Source organism: Streptomyces sp. NBC_01237 (genome assembly GCF_035917275.1).
Lineage (GTDB): Bacteria > Actinomycetota > Actinomycetes > Streptomycetales > Streptomycetaceae > Streptomyces.
On record NZ_CP108509.1, the window covers coordinates 1,556,583 to 1,576,633 of the forward strand.

The window sequence follows — 20,051 nt, forward strand, 5'->3', positions numbered from 1 at the left end:
CCTCTTCCGGAGAACCCCTTGACTACCGCTCCCCCTGCCGGGGCGCCGCCCCGTGCCGCCCTGCTCTCCCCCGTCACCACGTCCCTGCCCGCTCCCGAGGCCGAGCCCGCCCCTCCCGTACGCCGGGTGCCGCTCGCCGTCGCCGCCCTGATCGGGGCCGCGCTCAGCTCCTACGTCTTCGCCCGGCACGGCGCCAAGCCGGGCACGCTGCTGCTGCTCGGTATCGCGCTCGGGTTCGCCCTCTTCCACTCGCGCTTCGGGTTCACCTCCGCCTGGCGCCAGTTGGTGGCCGTCGGCAACGGCACCGGGCTGCGCGCCCACACCCTGCTGCTCGGCACGACCGCCACGCTCTTCGCGCTGATCATCGGCAGCGGCACCGGACTGTTCGGCTCCGTCCCGGGGCCCAGCGCCGGGCCGCTCGGCATCGGCCTGCTCGTCGGCGCCTTCCTGTTCGCCATCGGGATGCAGCTCGGTGGCGCCTGCGCCTCCGGCACCCTGTTCGCCGTGGGTTCGGGCCAGTCGACGATCGTCCTCACCCTTTTCGGCTTCATCGTGGGATCGACCCTGGCCGCTTGGCAGTTCGGCCTGTGGAACGATCTGCCCGCGCTCGACCCGGTCCTGCTCTCCGACCATGTGGGCTGGTTCGGTTCCTGGGCGGTGACGATCGCGGTGCTCGCGGTCATCTGGTTCGTCGCCCGCGCCGTGCAGAACCGCCGTACTCCGCCGCCGGTGGGCACGCCGCCGTCCGCGCGCGGAGCCCTGGCCCGCGCTGTCCGGGGTTCCTGGCCGCTCGCCGTCGGTGCGCTGGTGCTCGCCGTGCTCGGGGCCGGTGTACTGCTGGTGTCGGGCGGGGCCTGGGGCGTGACCAGCGCGTTCGCCCTGTGGGGCGCCAAGGCCGTGGGCGCGCTCGGCGGTTCGCCGGAAGCGTGGGAGTTCTACCGGCAGCCGGGCAGTGCCGCCCAGTTGTCGGGCCCGGTGCTCGCCGACAAGAACAGCCTCACCGACATCGGCATCATGGTCGGTGCGGCGGTGGCCGCGGCGGCGGGCGGGGTCTGGACACTGCACCGCGCCGTCCCCGGCCGCACGGCCGTCGCCGCCGTCCTGGGCGGCATCCTGATGGGCATCGGTGCCCGGATGGCCGGTGGCTGCAACATCGGCGCGTACCTCGCGGGGATCGCCTCCGGCTCGCTGCACGGATGGGTCTGGGGCGCCGTCGCGATCCTGGGGACCTGGGCGGGTCTGCGGCTGCGGCCGCTCTTCGGCCTCGGCAACCCGAAGCCGACGGACAGCGTCTGCTGACCCTCGCACACCGCTCTCTCACCTCCCGCTCGCCGAGGCCCCGTCGACCCGACGGGGCCTCGGCGCGTCGCGCGCGGGCAGCACCGCGACCACCAGACCGCACACCGCGGCGCCCGTGCCGAGCACCACCACCGCGGACCAGCCGCCGCCCGCCCAGGCCAGGGTGCCGGCCAGCGATCCGACCGCGATCCCGAGGAAACGCAGGGTGAAGTAGAGCGTGTTGAGCCGGTTGTGCACGGCCGGATCGCGGGTGAACAGGATCGTCTGGCAGACCGCCTGGTTGCCCCAGACACCCACGTCGAGCACGACGACGCCCACGATCAGCCACAGCAGTCCGTCGCCGCCGGGAGCCAGGGCCGACCACCCCAGGACGACGAGCCCGATGAGCGCCCCGAGGGAGCCGCGGCGCCCCAGCCGGTCGGCAAGTCTCCCGGCGTAGGGCGAGGCGAGGGCGCTGGCCGCCGCGACCAGGCCGAACAGACCGATTCCGGTGGGGCCGAAGCCGTACCGGCGCTCCAGGAGGAACGTCAGCGCCGTCCAGAACGCACCGAACGAGACCCCGACCAGCGCCCCGGACAGGGTGACCCGCCGGACGAGGCCGTCGCAGGCGAAGAGCTTCGGCAACGAGGTGAGCGTGGCCCGGTAGGTACGGGCGCCGGCAGCCCCCGGGACCCGGGGCAGGGCACGCCGGAGCACGGCCATCAGCACCAGGGTCAGCACGGCGGAACACCCGTACACGGCACGCCATCCGGCGAACTCGGCCAGCGCCCCGGAGTACGCGCGTGCGGCGAGGACCCCGACCAGCAGCCCGGCCTGCACCGTACCCACCAGCCCGCCCCGGCCCGCCCCCGCTGCCGCCCCCTGCCGGTCCGCGAGCGCCACGGCGAAGGGCGTGACGAGCTGGGGCACCGGGGACAGCAGCCCCACGGCGAAGCTCGACACGACCAGAGCCCACACCGCGGGCGACGCGGCACAGGCGGCGAGCGCGAGGACGGACGCCGTCCCCAGGCCCAGGATCAGCCGCCGCCGGTCATGGCTGTCCCCGGCCGGGACGAGCAGCAGAATGCCCGCCGCGTAGCCGAGCTGAGTGGCGGTCGGTACGGCTCCGAGGACATCGGGCTCCACCCCCAGGGAGGCTGCCGCGTCGGCCAGCAGAGGCTGGTTCAGATAGACGCTCGCCGCGGTGACGGCGCTGGTGCAGGCGAGCAGGGCCGTCAGCCCTCGGATACGTACCGGAGCGGGGCCGGTGTCCGTATCGGCTCCGGCCCCGGTGGCGGTACCGCGCCCGGCAGCGATTTCGGTGGATGAGTCAGCAGACGATGTATCGGTCGGTGAATCGGTCACATGGGCCGACGTTAGGCCGACGCCCGGCGGCATACTTTCGTTACTGCGTCATCATCTATCGAGAGTGCGCCAATGTACGGAAAGAGCGAGCTGCGCGAGGACTACCAGGACGTACCCCGGCCGGTCGCGGCCATGGCCCGCGACCTCCCGGACGGCCACCACATCCCGCCGCACGAACACCGGCGGGCCCAGCTGATCCACGGCACGACCGGAGCGATCACGGTCGCCACCGGGCACGGCGTCTGGGTGGTTCCGGCCACCCGGGGTGTCTGGGTACCGGCGGGCCTCACCCACGCCATGACCTGCGTGGGGGCGGTGGCCATGCGTACGCTCTACATCGAGCCGCAGCCGTCCTGGCATCTGCCCACCGCACCGACCGTGGTGTCGGTCTCCCCGCTCCTGCGCGAGCTGATCGACGACGCCACCCGGATTCCGGTGGAGTACGACCCGGACGGCCGGGACGGCAAGGTGATGGAGCTGCTGCTCCTGGAACTGGCCCCGCGCCCCGTCCCCGCGCTGTACCTCCCGGCTCCCGAGGAGAGCGGACCCGCCGGGCTGCACCGGCTCTGCGAGGCCGTCCGGCTCCACCCCGGCCGCCGGTGGACGACGCGGGAGGCCGCGGCCTTCGCACACATGAGCACCCGCAGCCTCCAGCGCGGTTTCGCCGCCGCGACCGGCATGGGCCTGGCCCGTTGGGTGCAGCAGGCCAGGCTCGTCCACGCCGTCACACTGCTCGCCTCCGGCGCATCGGTCACGGCGGCCGCCACCGAGCTCGGCTATGCCACGCCCAGCGCCTTCACCGCGATGTTCCGGCGCACGCTGGGCATCACGCCCTCCGCCTACTTCGCCGATCGCGGGCCGTGACCGGAGCCGGCCCGAAGGCCCGAAGGGCTGAGGGCCTGAGGGGCGCGGGCGGCGGCGGGCGGGCGGCGGCGGAAAGGAGCGGTGGGTGCCGGCGGCGGACTCCGAAGGCCCGCGCTCAGCGGGCCGGGGGCACGTTCCTGCCGTGGAGGCGACCGCGTTGCGGGTCGAAGAGCTGACCGGCCACACCCGCCACCACCAGCCCGGCGGCGATGAGGAGTCCGTGCCCCACGGCGATGCCGGCGCCCAGGGCGGCGAGCCCGACGACGAGCCAGAGCCAGGCGTGGCCCCTGCGGTACTCACGCGGGGAACGCGGGCTGCCGCCGGACAGGGAGGCGGCGAACCCCGGGTCGTCGTGGCGCAGCCGCTCCTCGATGTCACGCAGCCGCTCGTCGTACGTGGGCATGGGTGTCTCCTTCCCGGTACGGAAACCGCCGGGTGCGAAGCCGTGCTCCCGGGCGTGCGCGGCGCGGGAGCGGGACGCGGTACTCGTTCCTCATGCTCCTCGACCCGTTCCCGCGCGGGCTATCGGGGACACCACCCATTTACGGGGGTGGCCACCATGTACGAGGACGCCGGGCCGGGACGCACGGGGCCGGGGCAGCGGCGGGAACGGCAATAGTGGAGGCAACCGACCGTCCGCACAACCACCCGAAGGAGGCCATGCTCCCTTGTCCCTGTTCTGGCGCATTTTCCTGCTCAACGCCGCGGTCCTGGTGGCGGCCGGGGCCCTGCTGCTGCTCGGCCCGATCACCATCTCCACCCCGGTACTGCTGACCGAGGCCCTGATCCTGGCAGGTGGCATCACCTCGATGCTCGGTGCCAACGCCGCTCTGCTCAGGCTCGGACTGGCTCCGCTCCAGCGGGTCACCCGGGCGATGACCACGATCGACCTGCTCCGTCCCGGCCCGCGCCCCGAGGTCGCCGGGCAGGGGGAGATCGCCGACCTGATCGAGACGTTCAACACGATGCTCGACCGTCTGGAGGCGGAGCGGGCCACCAGCAGCGCTCGCGCGCTGTCCGCGCAGGAGGACGAACGCCGCCGGGTGGCCCAGGAACTCCACGACGAGGTCGGGCAGACCCTCACGGCGGTGCTGCTCGAACTGAAGCGCGTCGCCGACCGGGCTCCCGAGCCGCTGCGCGACGAGTTGCGCCAGGTCCAGGAGATCACCCGTGGCGGCCTGGACGAGGTACGCCGGATCGCCCGCCGCCTGCGGCCCGGAGTGCTGGAGGAACTGGGCCTGGTCAGTGCTCTGACGGCGCTGATCACCGAGACCCCGAAGCCCGACGGGCTGACGGTCGGACGGCGGATGGAGAAGGACCTGCCCCAACTGGGCGCCGAGGCCGAACTCGTCGTCTACCGCATCGCCCAGGAGTGCCTCACCAACACGGTCCGCCATGCCCGCGCCACACGTCTGGAACTCTCCCTGCGCCGCAGCCCCGGCGGAGTGGAACTGTGCATCCGCGACGACGGCCGCGGTCTCGGGGACGGCCCCGAGGGCGCGGGCCTGCGCGGGATGCGCGAACGTGCCCTGCTCATCGGAGCCGGACTCACCCTCGGCAGCGGTCCGGGGGGCGGCACCGAAGTACGCCTCGATGTGCCCGTACGGAACGGAAGCCGGTGAACACGACCATGTCCCCGCACGACCCGGCGCGCAGGACGCGCATCCTGCTCGCGGACGACCACGCCCTGGTCCGCCGGGGCGTCCGGCTCATTCTCGACAACGAGCCGGACCTCCTCGTCGTCGCCGAGGCGGGTGACGGCGCCGAGGCCATCGAGATGGCCCGCGCCGAACAGCCCGACCTGGCCATCCTCGACATCGCGATGCCGCGTCTGACCGGGCTTCAGGCGGCACGGGAGCTGTCCCGTGTCCAGCCGGGGCTGCGCATCCTCATGCTGACCATGTACGACAACGAGCAGTACTTCTTCGAAGCGCTCAAGGCGGGAGCGGCGGGCTATGTACTGAAGTCCGTCGCCGACCGGGACCTGGTGGAGGCCTGCCGTGCCGCGATGCGCGACGAACCGTTCCTCTACCCCGGTGCGGTCACCGCCCTGATCCGCAACTTCCTCGAACGGGCCAGGGAGGGCGGGGATCTCCCGGCCCGCGCCATCACCGAACGCGAGGAGGAGATCCTCAAGCTGGTGGCCGAGGGCCACTCTTCGAAGGAGATCGCCGGCCTGCTCGTCATCAGCGTCAAGACCGTCGAGCGGCACCGTGCGAATCTGCTCCAGAAACTGGGTCTGCGCGACCGTCTGGAACTCACCCGCTACGCGATCCGCGCCGGGCTGATCGAGCCGTAGTCCGGACCGCACCGACGATGTCAGTGCCGCCGCCTAGGGTCTTCGCAGTGGACGACAACCGGGTCCCGGGGCCCGGGTTCGGCGAGTGCGCGGGGAGACGAATGACGACCGAGATCATCGCAGGGCAGCCGGACGACCTGATCCGGCTGCGGCCCGCCGACGGGCACCCGCACCCGACCGTCGCGCAACTGCTCGCCTCGACGGCCGGATCGGGCGACCCGTCCGGGCTCGACCCGTACATCCGGGGTCTGCTGGTCATCGGGCATCTGCTCATCGAGGGTGACGAGGCCGAGCACATCGTGCTGGACGGAGCGACGGGGCGCGTCTTCAGCATGTATCTCTTCGAGGAGAGCCCCGATCTCACCGATGTTCTGCCGCTGGCCCCCTCGCGCGACGCCCTCACCCGCTTCCTGGCCGCGACGGACGAACTGGCCCGGACCTACGGGCAGTTCGCCCGGTTCGCCGACCGTTCGGGTCCCCGTGCGGTGGCCGAGGCGTCCGCCGGGCTGCTCGCGGTCTTCGAGGACGAGGAGTGGGGCGGTGACTGGGGCAGCGCGGGGGACAGCGACGAGTGGGAGCACTCCGTCCCGGCGTTCTGGCGCATCGCCGCTCTCGTACGGCCGCTCGCGCTGATGGCACGGCCGGGCAACGGCCTGCACCTGGATCTGCCCGAGGGGGTACTGGAGGAGGAGTTCGGGGAGCGGGAGGTCGTGCGCTTCGACCGCTCCGATCTGCCCGACGCTCTGGTGCACCTGCCGACGCGGCGCTTCCTCACGGAGACCGGGCTCCCGTCCGACGGTGGCATGTTCAGCCTCGGGACGGAGGCCCCCCGGCTGGTCTCCCTCGCCGCGTGCCGGGACGAGCACCAGGACGGGGCGGATCTCTACGGCTATCCCCCGTCCATGGCGGAGATCGCCGGCCGGCTGTTCTACCTGGGATGGCTCGTCGAGGACACGGCGGTGTTCGTCGACGGGGCTACGGGCACCGTGCACGCGTGGTCGGTCGCCCAGGCGACGCTGTTACCGCTCAACGCCGATGTCTCCACGCTCGCCTTCACCGTGTGGATCCTGCACCGCGAACACGCCCTGGACGAGGAGCACGGGCTGACGGCGGACATGTACCAGCCGCTCGCCGACACCATGGCCCGGGTGCTGGCGGCGGTGGACCCGGTTGCCTGCCGCTCGACGGGCGAGGAGGGCGACTGGCGCTACTGGCCCGAGGTCTTCCACGACGAGCCGGGCGGGGTGCTGTGAGATGAGCCGGCCGGCCGCGCGGCGACCAGCACATGTGTGCGCCGATAGTTCATGCGTTTCTCACCCAGTGCGCATACGGTGCACACCGTGACCCAGACGAGCCCGCCCGGCTGGCATCCAGACCCCGGGTATTCAGGAATCGGCCCCGCCCAGGAACGCTGGTGGGACGGAACCCAGTGGACCGACCACCTCCGCGTGCCGCCCGCGGCGGTCCGGCGGCGCCGGACGCGTATCGCCGTCGGCGTGACCGTCGGAGTGGTGGTGCTCGCCGCCATCGGGGGCGGCGTGTATCTGATCCAGGAGGACAACGGCAGACAGCCGGAGACCGCGGCGAGCTCCCCGTCGTCCGCGCCGTCCGGCACCCCGGGCCGGCCCGGTGCCCCGGACGGGAACGGTGCCCCGGACGGGAACGGCGAGAACGGCGGCGGGGGCGAGAGCCGGGCGCCCGACGGCCGGCTGCCGCCGGCCGAGGACGGCTACGCCACGGATCTGGCCAGTGGCATCAGTCTCCCGGTGCCCAAGGGCTGGACCGGCCGGTCCGGGACCGTCGGTGCCGGGCTGACCACCGGCGACTACGCCTGTCCCGGCGCCTCGGGCGAGAAGTGCGTGCGCGGTGGTGTGTTCTCGGCTCCTGCCGTCGCGCTGAAGAACGACGCGAAGACGGCGGAGGCCGCGGCCAAGAAGGACATCGCGGTCAACGCCGAGGAGTCGTACGGCGAGAAGATCTACGAAGGCATCACCTCGCACGAGCAGCTCAAGTCCGAGCCGGTCACGGTAGCCGGTCAGAAGGGCTACCTGGTGCGCTGGAAGGTCGTGACGAAGAAGGGTGACGACGGGTACGTCGAGTCGCTCGCCTTCCCCTCCCCCACCACGAAGGACATGCTGGTCGTCGTCCGGTCCGGCTTCGACGTCAGCGCCGAGGCGCCGAAGCTCTCCGTCCTGGACGACATCACCCGGGGCATCAAGGCCGCCTCCGGCACCGGGGGCGGCACCGGCCAGAGCACGTAGCAGGCACCCGGACACACGCGAACGGCCGAGGGGCCGTGCCGGAGGGTTCCGGCACGGCCCCTCGGCCGTCGCGCCGACGCCCGGCCGCCGCGTACCGAGGGCCGCCGGACGAACCGGTCAGACGGTGGCGGTGGCCGGGTCGCTGACGCCCGCGGCTCCGGTCTCCACATGCCCGGCGAAGCGGCGCAGGAAGGCGGTGCCCGTGCCGATGACGACGGACACGTCGTACCAGCGCCGGGAGGCGCTCAGGTCGACCGTGTGACGCACCGTGGCCCCCGGTCCCACCGCGAGCGTCCGCGGCTGTCCGCCGTAGGCGTTGGCGACCGTCAGCCGGGCCTCCGTGGTACCGGGGTTGGTGAGCGTCAGGTCCAGGTTGCCGGTCGCGGCGTTGTGGCGGGCCGTCACCTCGGGGCCCGCGGTCTTCGCGGGACACCTGAAGGTGCGCAGGAATCCGTTCGGGCCGTGCACCGTGAGGTCGTGCGTGCCCTTGGAGTAGGCCGAGTTCCAGGTGTCGGAGATCGTCCTGCCCGCCTCGGCCGTGTACGTCCACGGCGCGTCGGTGCGGTTCGCCGAGGTGACGTAGAACTGCGCCCCCGCCTTCGTACCCGGACTGAAGGTGAGGGCGATGCGGCCGTCGCCGGCCCTGACCTCGGCGTCGACGTACGGCGCGTACGGCAGCGGCCGGGCGGGGCGTGCGCCCGCTTCCTGCTTGGGCAGGGAACCGACACCGGGCGGCGTGGGCCGGTAGTCGGGGTGCCGGTCGTGGTCCGGCGGCTCGTAGCCGGACGTGTCGGGCAGGGTGACGGGCGCGGTGTCCGTGGTGCCGAAGTCGAAGGCCGAGGTGAGGTCGCCGCAGATCGCGCGCCGCCACGGTGAGATGTTCGGCTCACGCACTCCGAAGCGCCGCTCCATGAACCGGAGGATCGAGGTGTGGTCGAAGACCTCGGAGCAGACGTAACCGCCGGTGCTCCAGGGCGAGACGACGAGCATGGGGACCCGCGGGCCCAGACCGTAGGCGCCCGCGGCGTAGGAGATGCCGCCCTTGTAGAGGTCCGGGGCGACATCGACGGTGGACAGGCCCTGCGCCGCGGAGGCCGGCGGGTAGGGCGGCACGACGTGGTCGAAGAAGCCGTCGTTCTCGTCGTAGGTGATGAACAGCGCGGTCCGGCTCCACACCTCGGGGTTCGACGTCAGCGCGTCCAGCATCTGTGCGATGTACCAGGCGCCGTAGTTCGAGGGGAAGTTGGCGTGCTCGCTAAAGGCTTCTGGAGCGGCGACCCAGGAGATCTTCGGGAGCGTCCCGGCCTTCACGTCCGCGGCGAGTTCGTCGAAGTAGCCGTCGCCGCCCTTGACGTTCGTCCCGGTCCGCGCCTTGTCGTACAGCGGGTCTCCGGGCCGGGCGTTGCGGTACTTGTCGAAGTACAGCAGGGAGTTGTCGCCGTAGTTGCCCCGGTAGGCGTCGTTGATCCAGCCCCAGTGCCCGGCGGCGTCCAGGCCGTCCCCGGTGTCCTGGTAGATCTTCCAGGAGATCCCGGCCTCCTCCAGGCGTTCGGGGTAGGTGGTCCAGCCGTAGCCCTTTTCCTCGTTGCCGAGGACGGGACCGCCGCCGGTGCCGTCGTTGCCCGTGTACCCCGTCCACATGTAGTAGCGGTTCGGGTCGGTGGCCCCGATGAACGAGCAGTGGTACGCGTCGCAGACGGTGAACCTGTCGGCGAGCGCGTAGTGGAAGGGAATGTCCTCACGGGTGAGGTAGGCCATCGTCGTCGGCGTCTTGGCGGGTATCCACCGGTCGTAGCGGCCGTTGTTGTACGCCTGGTGGCCGCCCGCCCAGTCGTGGTTGAGGCCCTGGAGGAACTGCATCCCGAGGTCGTCGGCCGTCGGGTGGAACGGCAGGGTCTCCTTCTGCGCGCCGTCCGCCTGGTGCCAGACCGGCTTCCCGCCGGGCAGCGTCACGGGGCGCGGGTCCCCGAATCCGCGTACTCCCTTCAGCGCGCCGAAGTAGTGGTCGAAGGAACGGTTCTCCTGCATCAGCACGACGATGTGCTCGATGTCCTGGATGGTGCCGGAGGCGCGGTGTGCGGGGATGGCGGCGGCACGGTCGATGCTGCTCGACAGGGCGGCGAAACCCGCTGTCGCTCCAGCCAGTTGGAGGAAACGGCGCCGATTGATGTCAGACATGAGTGTGGGGCCTCTTGGGGTGAGGAAACAGAAGCGAACGGAATGTTCCAAGAGGACCGAGCGGAAGGGAAGAGGCAGCGACGGCACTGTGAACGGCGGCCGTACACACGACGGCCGTACACACCGCCGGAAAGCCACCGCCGGGACAGGTCCGGGGAGCGGCCCGTGACCGCCCGGGACAGGTCCGGGGAGCGGCCTGTGACCGCCGGGACAGGTCCGGGGGGGGCGGCCGGTGACCGCCCCTCCCCGGTCCTGTCATCCCTTCAGTCCGCCCGCTCGAAGGGGATGGAGAAGCTCCGGCACCCCCGCACGCCGGTGAGCGTCACATTCGCGCTGGGGTGGGCGGCAAGCTCGCGCAACGGATCGAGGATGATCCGTACGGTGGCACGCTCGCCCGCCCCGTCCTCCAGGCCCGACACCACCACGAGGAAGAAGTCCTTCTCGGTGGCGGCCCGTTCGTACTCGTGGGGCGTCACCGAGAGGGAGTCCGGCTCCCTGCGCAGGAAGGACTTCACCTCGTAGAAGCGGCTCAGCTCGTCGGCCGCGTCGGCGCCCAGACCCCGCTGCGCCCGCAGGTCCCGCAAGTCCTCGTCGTCCCGCGCCAGAGCCAGGCGCACCAGGTCCAGGGCGACGGCCTCCTGGTCCAGCGCGCTGAACGCCTTCAGCGTGCTCCGTTGCTGCGGAACAGCCGGTTCCGCCCGTGGCCCGGACAGGGTGGGCCGGGCCGGGCCGCTCCCGGTGGCCCCGGCGGCGGCCCGGCCGCTCCGGCCGGTGATCACCGCCCGGTCCAGTACGGGGCGCAGCAGCCCGGGGTCGACGAGGCGACGCGGTGGGACGGCCGCTGAGGAGACCCCCGACGGTGCTCCGGGCTGCTTCACGGCCGGCGGCTTCGGCTTCGCGGTACGGGCTCTGCCGGCCGAGGCGTGCCGTGCGTTCGTCTCCTGGTGGAACTCGGCCAGCCGCTGCGCGTGTTCGGCGTCCGCGGCCGCCCGGCGCTCCTCGATACGGTCCTCCGCCCTGACGATCTCCGTGGCGATCGGTCCGGAGTCGGCACGCTCCCATGCCGCGCTCCACGCGTGGGCGACCTCTCGCCGCCTGGCGCGGAACCGGGCCGCGAGCGCCCGGCCCACGCCGCCGGACCGGGCCAGGATCCGGTCGTCGCGGGCGTAGAGAGTCCCCCGGTCCCAGTCGATCGCGGTCTGGACCGGAACGCGGAGCGGACCGGGCGGGTCGGGCTGCCCCGGCAGTACCACCGTGCACGCGAGTGCGGGCTCGATGTGGACGACCAGGCCGGTCAGTTCGTCCCAGGATCCCTGGAGTTCCCGGGCCGTGGCGGGATCGCTGCGCTGGAGGTCCTCGCGGAGGTGCGCGACGGCCGACGAGAGCCGGGCCGTCGCGTGAGCGTCGGGGTCGGGCGGTCCGGGGGCGTACGGCACGATCGCGTCGCCGCCGACGACGGTGATGCCCAGATGTGGCAGGAGGTCCCGGAACTGTTCGAGTTCCGCGCCGGGGCACCATACGGGCGGTGCCTGCGCGGCCGTCAGCGCGGCGGCGAGCCCGGCCTCCTCCACGGCGTACACGGGACGGCGGCCGGTCCACCCGTGGCTCGTCCAGAGCGGCAGGCGGCCGAGCCGCTTCCCTCGCAGCTTCTCGGGCTCCCCGGCCGCCAGCTCCTGGAGGAACTGCAGGCTCTGCAGCAGCACGGCCTGGGCCGCCGCGTCCGGCTCCGTCCGCCGCCCGCCCGGTTTCGCGGGTACGAGCCGCCGGATGACGGCGATCGCGTCATCGGCACCGGGCCGGGGCACCCCCACCGCCTCCCACAGGGCGTCTCCGCCGTCGAAGGCGGGCGCGAAGTCGCGCAGTTCGCCGAACAACGGCTTGCCCCGCAGACAGGCGCCGGGGGTGCGCCAGCCCGACTCGGTCAGGACCAGTCCGTCGCTCTCGGCGAAGGCCCGTGCGATGTCGGCACGCGATACGTCGGCGGCCGGTCCGCCCGCCGCTCCGGTGGCGGACGGGCCACGTGGCGGGCCCGTCCGCACCGCCAGGGCCCGGTACAGGAGCAGCGCCGCGGCATGGTCGTGGTCCCCGCCCGCCCGTTGCGACCTGCGCTGCCGGCGCAACCGCTCAAGGATGTCGGCCGCGGTCGGTTCGCCCCCGACGGCAAGGGCCCGCAGGACCTCCCCGCGGCGTCCGGCGGCCGCCTGGATGTCCCGGTGCAGGAGCCCGTCCGCGTCGGTGCCGTAGACCGCCGCCGTCGCCTCGGTACGTCTGCGCAGGGCCGAGGGCGCCGTGGCGGTCCCGCTCTCGCTGTCCAGCCAGGGGGTTTCCCGCAGTGTCCACAGCCAGAAGCCCGGAATCCGGGCCTTCACGTCCCAGACGTAGTAGTCGTGCGCGGCCTCGACCGATTCGTGGTCGGAGAAGCTGCTGTTCCAGGCCCTGCCGAGGACGTGGAGCAGCGCGACCGCCCGCTTTCTGCGCGCCGGTCCGTCCGGCTCCGCGGCGATGGAGCGCACCACGGCGTCGAGGTTGGGGCTCTCGTGGTCGTCGAGTGTGTACGTGGCGCCGAGATGGCTCATCCGACGCGTACGGCTCTTGGGCGAACCCGGCGCGAGGGTGTGCACCCCCTGGCGCTGGAGCCGTTCCCTCCGGTGCCGGTGAGCCCGGACACCGGGCGCCGTCCGGGCTCCGAGCAGCCTGAGGAAGTTCAGCGGACTCATGCCGGAGCCACCGGACCGCAGTACGTCGTGGTAGCGCGGCCGGAGCCAGGCCAGGCCCGGTGTGGTGCCCGCCGCGTGGGCGAAGCTCTCGTCGCGGTCGGCGCTGTCGATGCCCGGCGGGAGGTATGCCCCGGCCGGGGTCGCCTGTACGTCGTGCCGCTTGCCTTCGGCATCGTGGTGCCGGGCCCCGAGCGTGATGATCCGGCCGATGTCGCCGCCGAGCAGGGGGCGGTCGCGCTCCGGTACCTGGACGAAGGCGTCCTTGAGGAGGCGCAGTTGCTCGTCGGTGAGGGGGAGAGCCGCGCCGCCGCCCCGTCGTCCGTAGGTCGCCAGGCGTCGGATCACGGTGACCTGGTCGCCGTCGGTCAGCAGCGCGTTCTGGGCGCGCAGCCACTCACGCACCCGGGTCGCGGCCGGCGTGCCGGCGAGGAAGGCGGGGTGCAGGGCGTGGGCGAATCCGAGGCTCTCGGCCAGACCGCCGCGCCGGTCGGCGAACATGCGCAGGTCCGACGGTCCCGGTGGCGGGCGTCGGGTCCCGGCGTCGTCCTCCACCCACGCGAAGTCGCACAGCCGGTAGGTCAGTCCACCGGTGGCGGCACCGACGGCGGCCAGTTCGATGACCGCGTCCAACGGCCGCTCCGGGTCGCCGAGCAGCGCCATCGCCTCCCGTACCCCGACGTCCACGGGCTCGGCGCCGCCGTGGTCCGCCCAGTCGCCCAGGATGTCCCGGTACCGCGCCTCCGGGTCCCGCGCCGCGTGCGGCAGGGCCGGGCACTGTGCCACCTGCTCGATGTCGGCCTCGGTCAGCACGCGGCCGAGTTCGGGGGCCTCCACGGCCAGGTCAGCCAGTTTCAGCGGCCCGTGGCCGGGGACGTCGATGCGCAGCCGTACGGAGACCTGCTCGCGCGAGCGCCGGAGAACGGTGCTCTCCAGCCGGCCGACGACACCGTCGTGGACCTTCACCTCCTGCGGCAGCGGCAGCATGCGCCAGGACGCGGCCGGGCCGTGGCGGAACCGTTCCACGAGGGCGGCCGCCCAGAGGTCGGCCACGCCCCGCACGAGCGCGTCGTTCCACTCGGTCTCGCGCAGGTCCTGCCGGCTGGGGGCGGGATCGAACGGGGCGTGCACACGAAGGGGCAGCCCCAACGGGGTGACGGGGAGCCGGACATGGACGTGTCCGGTGCCGGTACGGGCCTTGCCCAGCGGCAGGGCGACCGCGAGGGGCGTCGTGTCCCCGGCGGCCTTCGACTCGGGCTCGACGTCCGGCGGGGTCGTCACGGCCGTGGCGCAGACCTGCCAGCGGAGCCCGTCCGGATCGCGGACCTCCGAGACCTCCACGCGCACCGCCTCGCCGGCGATGTCGGCGGTGAAGGCGCCGCCGTCCCGCCGGTGAAGGGCGAGACGCTGCCGTACCCGGCCCCTGACGTCGAGATGGACCACGTCGGCGACCCGGCGGAGGAAGAGCAGCGCCTCGTTTCCCCAGGCGCTCAGCCAGGCGTCCACATCGGCGGCCGTCAGACGCGCGTCGGTGAGCGGAACACGGAACACGGTCCATCCCTCGCCCCCGACGTGGGGCGGGAAGGTACGCGCCGGTGCCAGTCCCACACCCGACTCGGCGATCCGCAGCCGGTAGTGGCCGCTGTGCACCTCGATCGACGGCGAGAAGGTGAACAGCGTCATCAGGCCGATCCCGAACCGCCCGGTCGCTTCGGCGTCCTGCGCCTTGCTGGTCACCCAGGGCATCGAGAGCGGGATGACGTCGGTGAGCCGGACCGGCCTGCCGTTGTGGGCGATCAGGAGCGTCCGTTCCCGTACCAGGAGCCGGACTTCGGAGGCACCGAGGTCCTCCGCGTTCTGTACGACCTCCGACAGCCCCTGGAGGCGGTCGGTCGACATCCTCTTGGCACCCCGCCGGGCGCCGGTCACCGAGTCCTGCATGACTCCGGCTTCGGCGGCGAGTCGCGCGAACGTCTCGACGGCCGCGCAGACGGCCCCGGGCCCCCGCGGCTCGGGCACCGCCCGCCCCGCCGGTACCTTCTTCCGGAACAGCCGCTCGGCCCACTGGGCGGCCCGCACTTCCTCCGCCGTCCCCCGCACCACCATGCTCGTCCCCACTCGTGTTCTTCCGATGCTCCGGTGCTCTCCCGCGGCCGGGCCCTCACCTTTCACGCGCCCGAACAGCCCGACCCGGACAGCCCCGACCGGAGCCGCCCGACCCGAACGGCCCGGTCCGAACTGCCTGAAAGGTACTCAGCAGCCGCATCCTGTACAGAGATACGCGCCCGGGGCAAAGGCCGCACCAGCGGGAGCTGCGATCACGTAGCATGCGCGGCTCGCCCACAGGCTCCCGGCGAAGGAGCGGAGGTACCGCCGATGATCACGGCATCCGTACGGTGCGCGCTCTCCCTCGGCGCGCGGAGCGCCTTCCTCTTCGCTCCGCCCACCGGCTGACCCTCCACCGATGCGCCGGTGGGCCCTCAGCGGGCCAGCCGGCCCATCAGCGCCGAGGCGGAGACGATGCCCACGAGCGCCGCGGAACAGAGCACTCCGAGATCCAGGGGCAGGTGGGCCGGGGTGCCGATCAGCAGGCCGCGCAGGGCGTCCACCTCGTAGCTCAGCGGATTGGCCCGGCTCAGCACTTGGAGCCGGCTCGGCATCAGGGCCACCGGATAGAGCGCGTTGGAGGCGAAGAACAGCGGCATGGTGATCGCCTGGCCGATACCCATCAGCCGGTCCCGGGTGAGCACGATGCCGGCGATCGTCATCGACAGACAGGCGAAGAAGGCCGATCCCAGGACCACCACCAGCGCCACCCCCGCCAGACGCAGTGGATTCCAGGTGAGTCCGACCCCCAGTACCGCGGCGATGAGGATCACCACCACGGCCTGGATCAGCGCCTTCACACCGGCGGCGAACGCCTTGCCGGTGACGAGCGCGCACCGCGGGGTCGGGGTGACCAACAGCTTGTTCAGCACGCCCGCGTCGCGCTCCCAGATGATCTGGATGCCGTAGAAGATGGCGATGAACATCGCGGACTGGGCGATGATCCCCGGGGCGAGGAAGTCGAGGTAGGGCACGTGTCCCGTGGGTATCGCGCCGATCCGGGTGAAGGTCTCGCCGAAGATCAGCAGCCAGAGGGCCGGCTGGATCGCCCTGGTGTACAGCTCGGTCCGGTCGTGGCGCAGCTTCTGGAGCTCCACCGCGCACATCGCGGCCACCCGCGAGGGCAGCACGGACCAGCCGGTGCTCACCCGGGAGGGCTCGATGGGCAGCGGGCCGGGTTCAGCCGAGGCGGGACGCCGTACGGCGTGTGCTGCGCACATCACTGAAATCGCCTCCCTCCTCGTCGTCGAGGCCGTTGCCCGCGTAGTAGCGGAAGACGTCCTCCAGAGTGGGCGCGCGGCCGGCCGGAGCAAGGCGCTCCAGCCCGGACTTCAGGCTGTCCGGGGTACCGAGGGCTCTGATCCGGCCCTGGTGCATCAGCGCGAGGCGGTCGCAGTACCGGTCCGCCTCGTCCATGTAGTGGGTGGTGACCAGGACGGTCATCCCGGTGGCGGCACGGGCCTGGTCGAGCCGCTCCCACACACTGGTACGGGCGATCGGGTCGAGCCCGATGGTCGGTTCGTCCAGGATCAGCAGGCGGGGCGAACTCACCAGCGCCTGGGCGAGTTCGAGACGGCGGACCATACCGCCGGAGTACGTACCCGCCATCCGGTCGGCCGCGTCCCCGAGACCGACGGCGTCGAGGGCCTGGGCCACCCGAGGGGGGCGTTCGCGGCGCGGCACGTCGTACACGCGGGCGAAGAGGGTGACGTTCTCCCGCCCGGTGAGGGCGGCATCGGCGGAGAGCTGCTGCGGGACGTAGCCGAGCAGGCGGCGCACGCCCATCCGTTCCTTGGCCACATCGTGGCCGAAGACCCGGATCATCCCGGCCGGAACGGGGAGCAGCGTGGTGATCGCCCTGATCGTGGTGGTCTTGCCCGCGCCGTTGGGGCCGAGCAGTCCGAAGACCTCACCCGCGGTGACCGAGAAGTCCACATCGTCGACGGCGCGGGTGGTGCCGAAGCGGTAGACCAGTCCGGTGCATTCGATGGCGCTTGCGGTCACGGCCGGATCACCTCCGTGGTCGGGTACGCGATTCCTCATGGAGCAGGGCGGCGAGTCTGCGCAGCGCGGGCACGGCGGCGGTCAGCGCCGCCCGGTCCCGCGCGGACAGCTGCGGCCATCGCTCCCGGTAGACGGCGGCCCGTCGGTCGTCCCAGTCCCGCAGCCGTTCGGCGGCTTCGGGGGTGACGCTCAGTGATGCGGCACGGGCGTCCTGCGGGTCCTGCTCCCTGACCATCAGTCCCAGCCCGGTGAGTTGGCGGATCAGGGTCGACACCGAGTTGTCGGCGAGGCGCAGTTCCCCGGCCGCCGTCGAGACGCGGATGCCGGGGTTCGCCTGGACCAGCCGGAGCAGTTCGGCCTGGGCCGCCGGCATCGGCGGGCCGGTCAGACCGCCGCGCAGGCTGCGCCGTACGAGCCGGTTGACGTCGGCCAGCAGGTCGCCCAGCTCCCCCGGGATTCCCCTATCCGACATATGCCCATAATACCTCCCATGCAGAGGTAACCACACGGGGCGAAGGAGCCGCCCGGCCCACTCGGCTGCCGCCGTCGGCCGACCGCGGACTACAGGTGGAAGGGCACGGACTACAGGTGGAAGGGCACGGTGGTGATGACGATCTTGGGGAGGGGGCGCAGGGCGCGGCGCAGACGGGTGGCGGTGCGACTGTGGAGGAGTTGGTGCCGTCGGTGCCGGGTGACGATCTCCGGAAGGATGACGGTGAGGGTGAGATCGGGGTGCTGCCGGTGGAGTGCTTCGATGTAGTGGACGAGCGGGGCGACCACGGCCCGGTAGGGGGAGATGACGATCTCCAGGGGCAGATGGTCGCCCCACAGGGTCCAGTAGCCGCGGAACCGCCGGGCCTCCTCCTCGGTGAGGCCGATGTGGAGGGCGAGGACAGGCTGCTGGAGCGAGGCCGCGTAGGCGAGGGCCCGCATACCGGCGAGGTCGAGCGCGGCGACGGCGACGACGGAGAGATGGTGGATCTCCTCCGGGACTTCCTCGTCCTCCCCGTTCCCGTCCGCAGGCGCGGCGCGCGTTTCGGGAGCGAGGGGCGGCGGCTGTCCCGCCGGCGGCCCTTCCGCACTGTGCGCGGGCAGTTCGATGCTGCGCGGATGCAGTCGCAGGGCCGCGTGGGCGGCCTCGTAGTGACGGCGGATCCGTGTGGTCACCAGCAGGAACAGGACGACGGCGACGATGGCCACCCACGCCCCGGAGGTGAACTTGCTGATGCCCGCGGTGATGAAGACCACGGCCGACAGCAGGCCGCCCGTGGCGTTGAAGAACAGGCTCTTGCGCCAGTGGCGGTCACGCAGCCGCCACCAGTGGACGACCATCCCCGTCTGCGAGAGCGTGAAGGCGAGGAAGACCCCGACGGCGTACAGCGGAATCAGCGCCCCGGTCAGACCGTCGAACGCCACGAACACCAACGCGGCGGCCAGCGAGAGCAGGACGATCCCGTTGCTGTAGGCGAGGCGGTCGCCCATCCGCATGAACACCCGCGGCGCGTAGCCGTCGCGCGCCAGCAGGGAGAGCACCCGGGGGAAGTCGTTGTACGCGGTGTTCGCGGCCAGCAGCAGTACCGCGGCGGTGGCCGCCTGGATGAAGACATACATCCACCCCGAGCCGAAGCTCAGACGGGCGAGCTGGGAGAGCACGGTCTCCTGCTCCCTGGGCACCACCCCGGCGAGATGGACGAGGACCACGATCCCGGCGAACATCGCGATGAGGAGTGACACCATCCACGTCAGGGTCGTACGGGCGTTGCGCCATTCGACGGGCTTGAACGCCGGTACCGCGTTGGAGATCGCCTCGATGCCGGTCATCGCCGTGGCACCGGAGGAGAAGGCCCGCATGATCAGCAGCAGGCCGACGGTCTCGGTGACGGCCAGCGCCGGGGCCGGGCGCGGCTCGAATCCCCGGCCTGCCGAGTCCGCCAGACCGAAGGCGATCAGCGCGAACATCGCGACGATGAAGGCGTAGGTCGGGGCCGCGAACAGGGATCCGGCCTGCCGGACCCCCCGCAGGTTCCCCGCCAGGAGAAGGATGACCACTCCGACGCCCATGGGTACCGTCGCGGAGGCCAGCGAGGGGAGCGCCGAAGTGATCGCCGCGATCCCCGAGGCGATCGACACGGCCACGGTGAGGATGTAGTCGGTCATCAGCCCCGCGGCGGCCATCAGTCCGGGCACCGGGCCCAGATTGTCGCTCGCGACGATGTACGACCCGCCGCCGTGCGGATAGGCCCGGATCGTCTGACGGTACGACAGCCCCACCGCGAACATCAGGAACACGATCGCCGCGGCGACCGGAAACGAGTACGTGAGCCCCGCCGTACCGGCCAGCACGAGGACCGCGAGCATCGCCTCCGGGCCGTAGGCGACCGACGACAGCGCGTCGGCCGACAGCACCGGCAGCGCCAGCGCCTTGCGCATCCGCTCGGTCACCAGCGCGGAACTCTTCAGAGCCGCACCCAGCAGCACCCGCCGGGCCCGCACCCCCGCACGACCCAGGCGGCCCGCGGGCAGCTCCTCCGTATCGACCTGTTCTCCCGCCGTGCGTGGCCCCAGCGCGGAGATGCTCACCAGACGCCCGAACCCGGCCGGCTGGATCTCCGCCACGGGCGGGAACCTCCCCAGGTCGGGATCGACCGGCAGGGCACGGCGCCACACCTCCGGAGCCGCCGACACCCGCCCCCATTCCCGCCCCACCCGCCGCAGCACCCGCAGTTGCTCCTCGCCCAGTCCGGGCGACCCCGCGGCCGGGCCCGGCGGACCGGCCGGGCCCACCCCTCCACGACTCAGTGCATCCGTCACAGTGCGCAGTGTGACGGAACGTGGGCGCGGGACGGGTTGCGACATGACGGTCGGCGGCCCTGCACCCGGCCAAGGGCTGTCCCGAAATTCCCGGCGGGCGCGCGGGGCGGGAAGCGATGCGCCTCGTCCTCGGCCCGGCGGGCAGGTGAGGCCCGGGGTGCGTCAGGGCGA

14 protein-coding genes are annotated in these 20,051 nt (G+C 72.4%); 6 read left to right on the top strand and 8 right to left on the bottom strand.

The features are described 5' to 3' along the window. Nucleotides 1-18 precede the first annotated feature (18 nt). Entirely contained in the window at nucleotides 19-1,299 is a 1,281-nt protein-coding gene (locus tag OG251_RS43015) for a YeeE/YedE family protein (RefSeq protein ID WP_326682710.1), read from the top strand. A gap of 18 nt (nucleotides 1,300-1,317) precedes the next feature. Here OG251_RS43015 and OG251_RS43020 read toward each other — a convergent pair whose 3' ends face one another. Beyond that, nucleotides 1,318-2,643 carry an MFS transporter gene (locus tag OG251_RS43020; RefSeq protein ID WP_326682711.1) on the bottom strand — a complete coding sequence of 442 codons (1,326 nt, stop codon included), beginning with the start codon at nucleotides 2,641-2,643 and terminating at the stop codon, nucleotides 1,318-1,320. Between the two features lie 72 nt (nucleotides 2,644-2,715). On the opposite strand from OG251_RS43020, the gene OG251_RS43025 reads away from it, so the two are divergent. Next, nucleotides 2,716-3,507 (top strand): AraC family transcriptional regulator, encoded by a 792-nt coding sequence (locus OG251_RS43025; RefSeq protein ID WP_326682712.1) that lies wholly within the window; start codon nucleotides 2,716-2,718, stop codon nucleotides 3,505-3,507. A 115-nt stretch (nucleotides 3,508-3,622) separates the two neighbouring features. On the opposite strand, the gene OG251_RS43030 is transcribed toward OG251_RS43025, so the two are convergent. Next, complete coding sequence (locus OG251_RS43030) at nucleotides 3,623-3,910, bottom strand: DUF3040 domain-containing protein (protein ID WP_326682713.1); 288 nt, start codon at nucleotides 3,908-3,910, stop codon at nucleotides 3,623-3,625. A gap of 265 nt (nucleotides 3,911-4,175) precedes the next feature. On the opposite strand from OG251_RS43030, the gene OG251_RS43035 reads away from it, so the two are divergent. From OG251_RS43035 to OG251_RS43050, 4 genes are all read left to right on the top strand, one after another. Next, a complete protein-coding gene (locus OG251_RS43035; protein ID WP_326682714.1) occupies nucleotides 4,176-5,129 on the top strand; it encodes a HAMP domain-containing sensor histidine kinase in 954 nt (317 codons plus the stop codon). A gap of 8 nt (nucleotides 5,130-5,137) precedes the next feature. Further along, nucleotides 5,138-5,806, top strand: a complete 669-nt coding sequence (locus OG251_RS43040) for a response regulator transcription factor (RefSeq protein WP_326682807.1) — start codon at nucleotides 5,138-5,140, stop codon at nucleotides 5,804-5,806. Between the two features lie 101 nt (nucleotides 5,807-5,907). Next, complete coding sequence (locus tag OG251_RS43045; RefSeq protein WP_326682715.1) at nucleotides 5,908-7,059, top strand: SUKH-4 family immunity protein; 1,152 nt, start codon at nucleotides 5,908-5,910, stop codon at nucleotides 7,057-7,059. Nucleotides 7,060-7,146: 87 nt separating this feature from the next. Next, nucleotides 7,147-8,067 carry a DUF2510 domain-containing protein gene (locus tag OG251_RS43050; protein WP_326682716.1) on the top strand — a complete coding sequence of 307 codons (921 nt, stop codon included), beginning with the start codon at nucleotides 7,147-7,149 and terminating at the stop codon, nucleotides 8,065-8,067. A 117-nt stretch (nucleotides 8,068-8,184) separates the two neighbouring features. Here the strand turns inward: OG251_RS43050 and OG251_RS43055 are convergent, their stop codons facing one another. From OG251_RS43055 to OG251_RS43080, 6 genes are all read right to left on the bottom strand, one after another. Next, nucleotides 8,185-10,245: a phosphocholine-specific phospholipase C gene (locus OG251_RS43055; RefSeq protein WP_326682717.1), complete on the bottom strand. Its 2,061-nt coding sequence runs from the start codon at nucleotides 10,243-10,245 to the stop codon at nucleotides 8,185-8,187. Between the two features lie 263 nt (nucleotides 10,246-10,508). Further along, nucleotides 10,509-15,077: a sacsin N-terminal ATP-binding-like domain-containing protein gene (locus tag OG251_RS43060; protein ID WP_326682718.1), complete on the bottom strand. Its 4,569-nt coding sequence runs from the start codon at nucleotides 15,075-15,077 to the stop codon at nucleotides 10,509-10,511. Nucleotides 15,078-15,439: 362 nt separating this feature from the next. After that, entirely contained in the window at nucleotides 15,440-16,285 is an 846-nt protein-coding gene (locus OG251_RS43065; protein ID WP_326682719.1) for an ABC transporter permease, read from the bottom strand. After that, nucleotides 16,245-17,108, bottom strand: a complete 864-nt coding sequence (locus OG251_RS43070) for an ABC transporter ATP-binding protein (protein ID WP_326682720.1) — start codon at nucleotides 17,106-17,108, stop codon at nucleotides 16,245-16,247. The genes OG251_RS43065 and OG251_RS43070 overlap by 41 nt, the downstream gene beginning before the upstream one ends. Beyond that, a complete protein-coding gene (locus tag OG251_RS43075; RefSeq protein ID WP_326682721.1) occupies nucleotides 17,077-17,541 on the bottom strand; it encodes a MarR family winged helix-turn-helix transcriptional regulator in 465 nt (154 codons plus the stop codon). Before OG251_RS43075 ends, OG251_RS43070 begins: the two co-directional genes overlap by 32 nt. Nucleotides 17,542-17,651: 110 nt before the next feature. After that, the gene (locus OG251_RS43080; protein WP_442818469.1) at nucleotides 17,652-19,880 is read right to left on the bottom strand and encodes an APC family permease; all 2,229 of its coding nucleotides are present in this window, start codon (nucleotides 19,878-19,880) and stop codon (nucleotides 17,652-17,654) included. Nucleotides 19,881-20,051 lie beyond the last annotated feature (171 nt).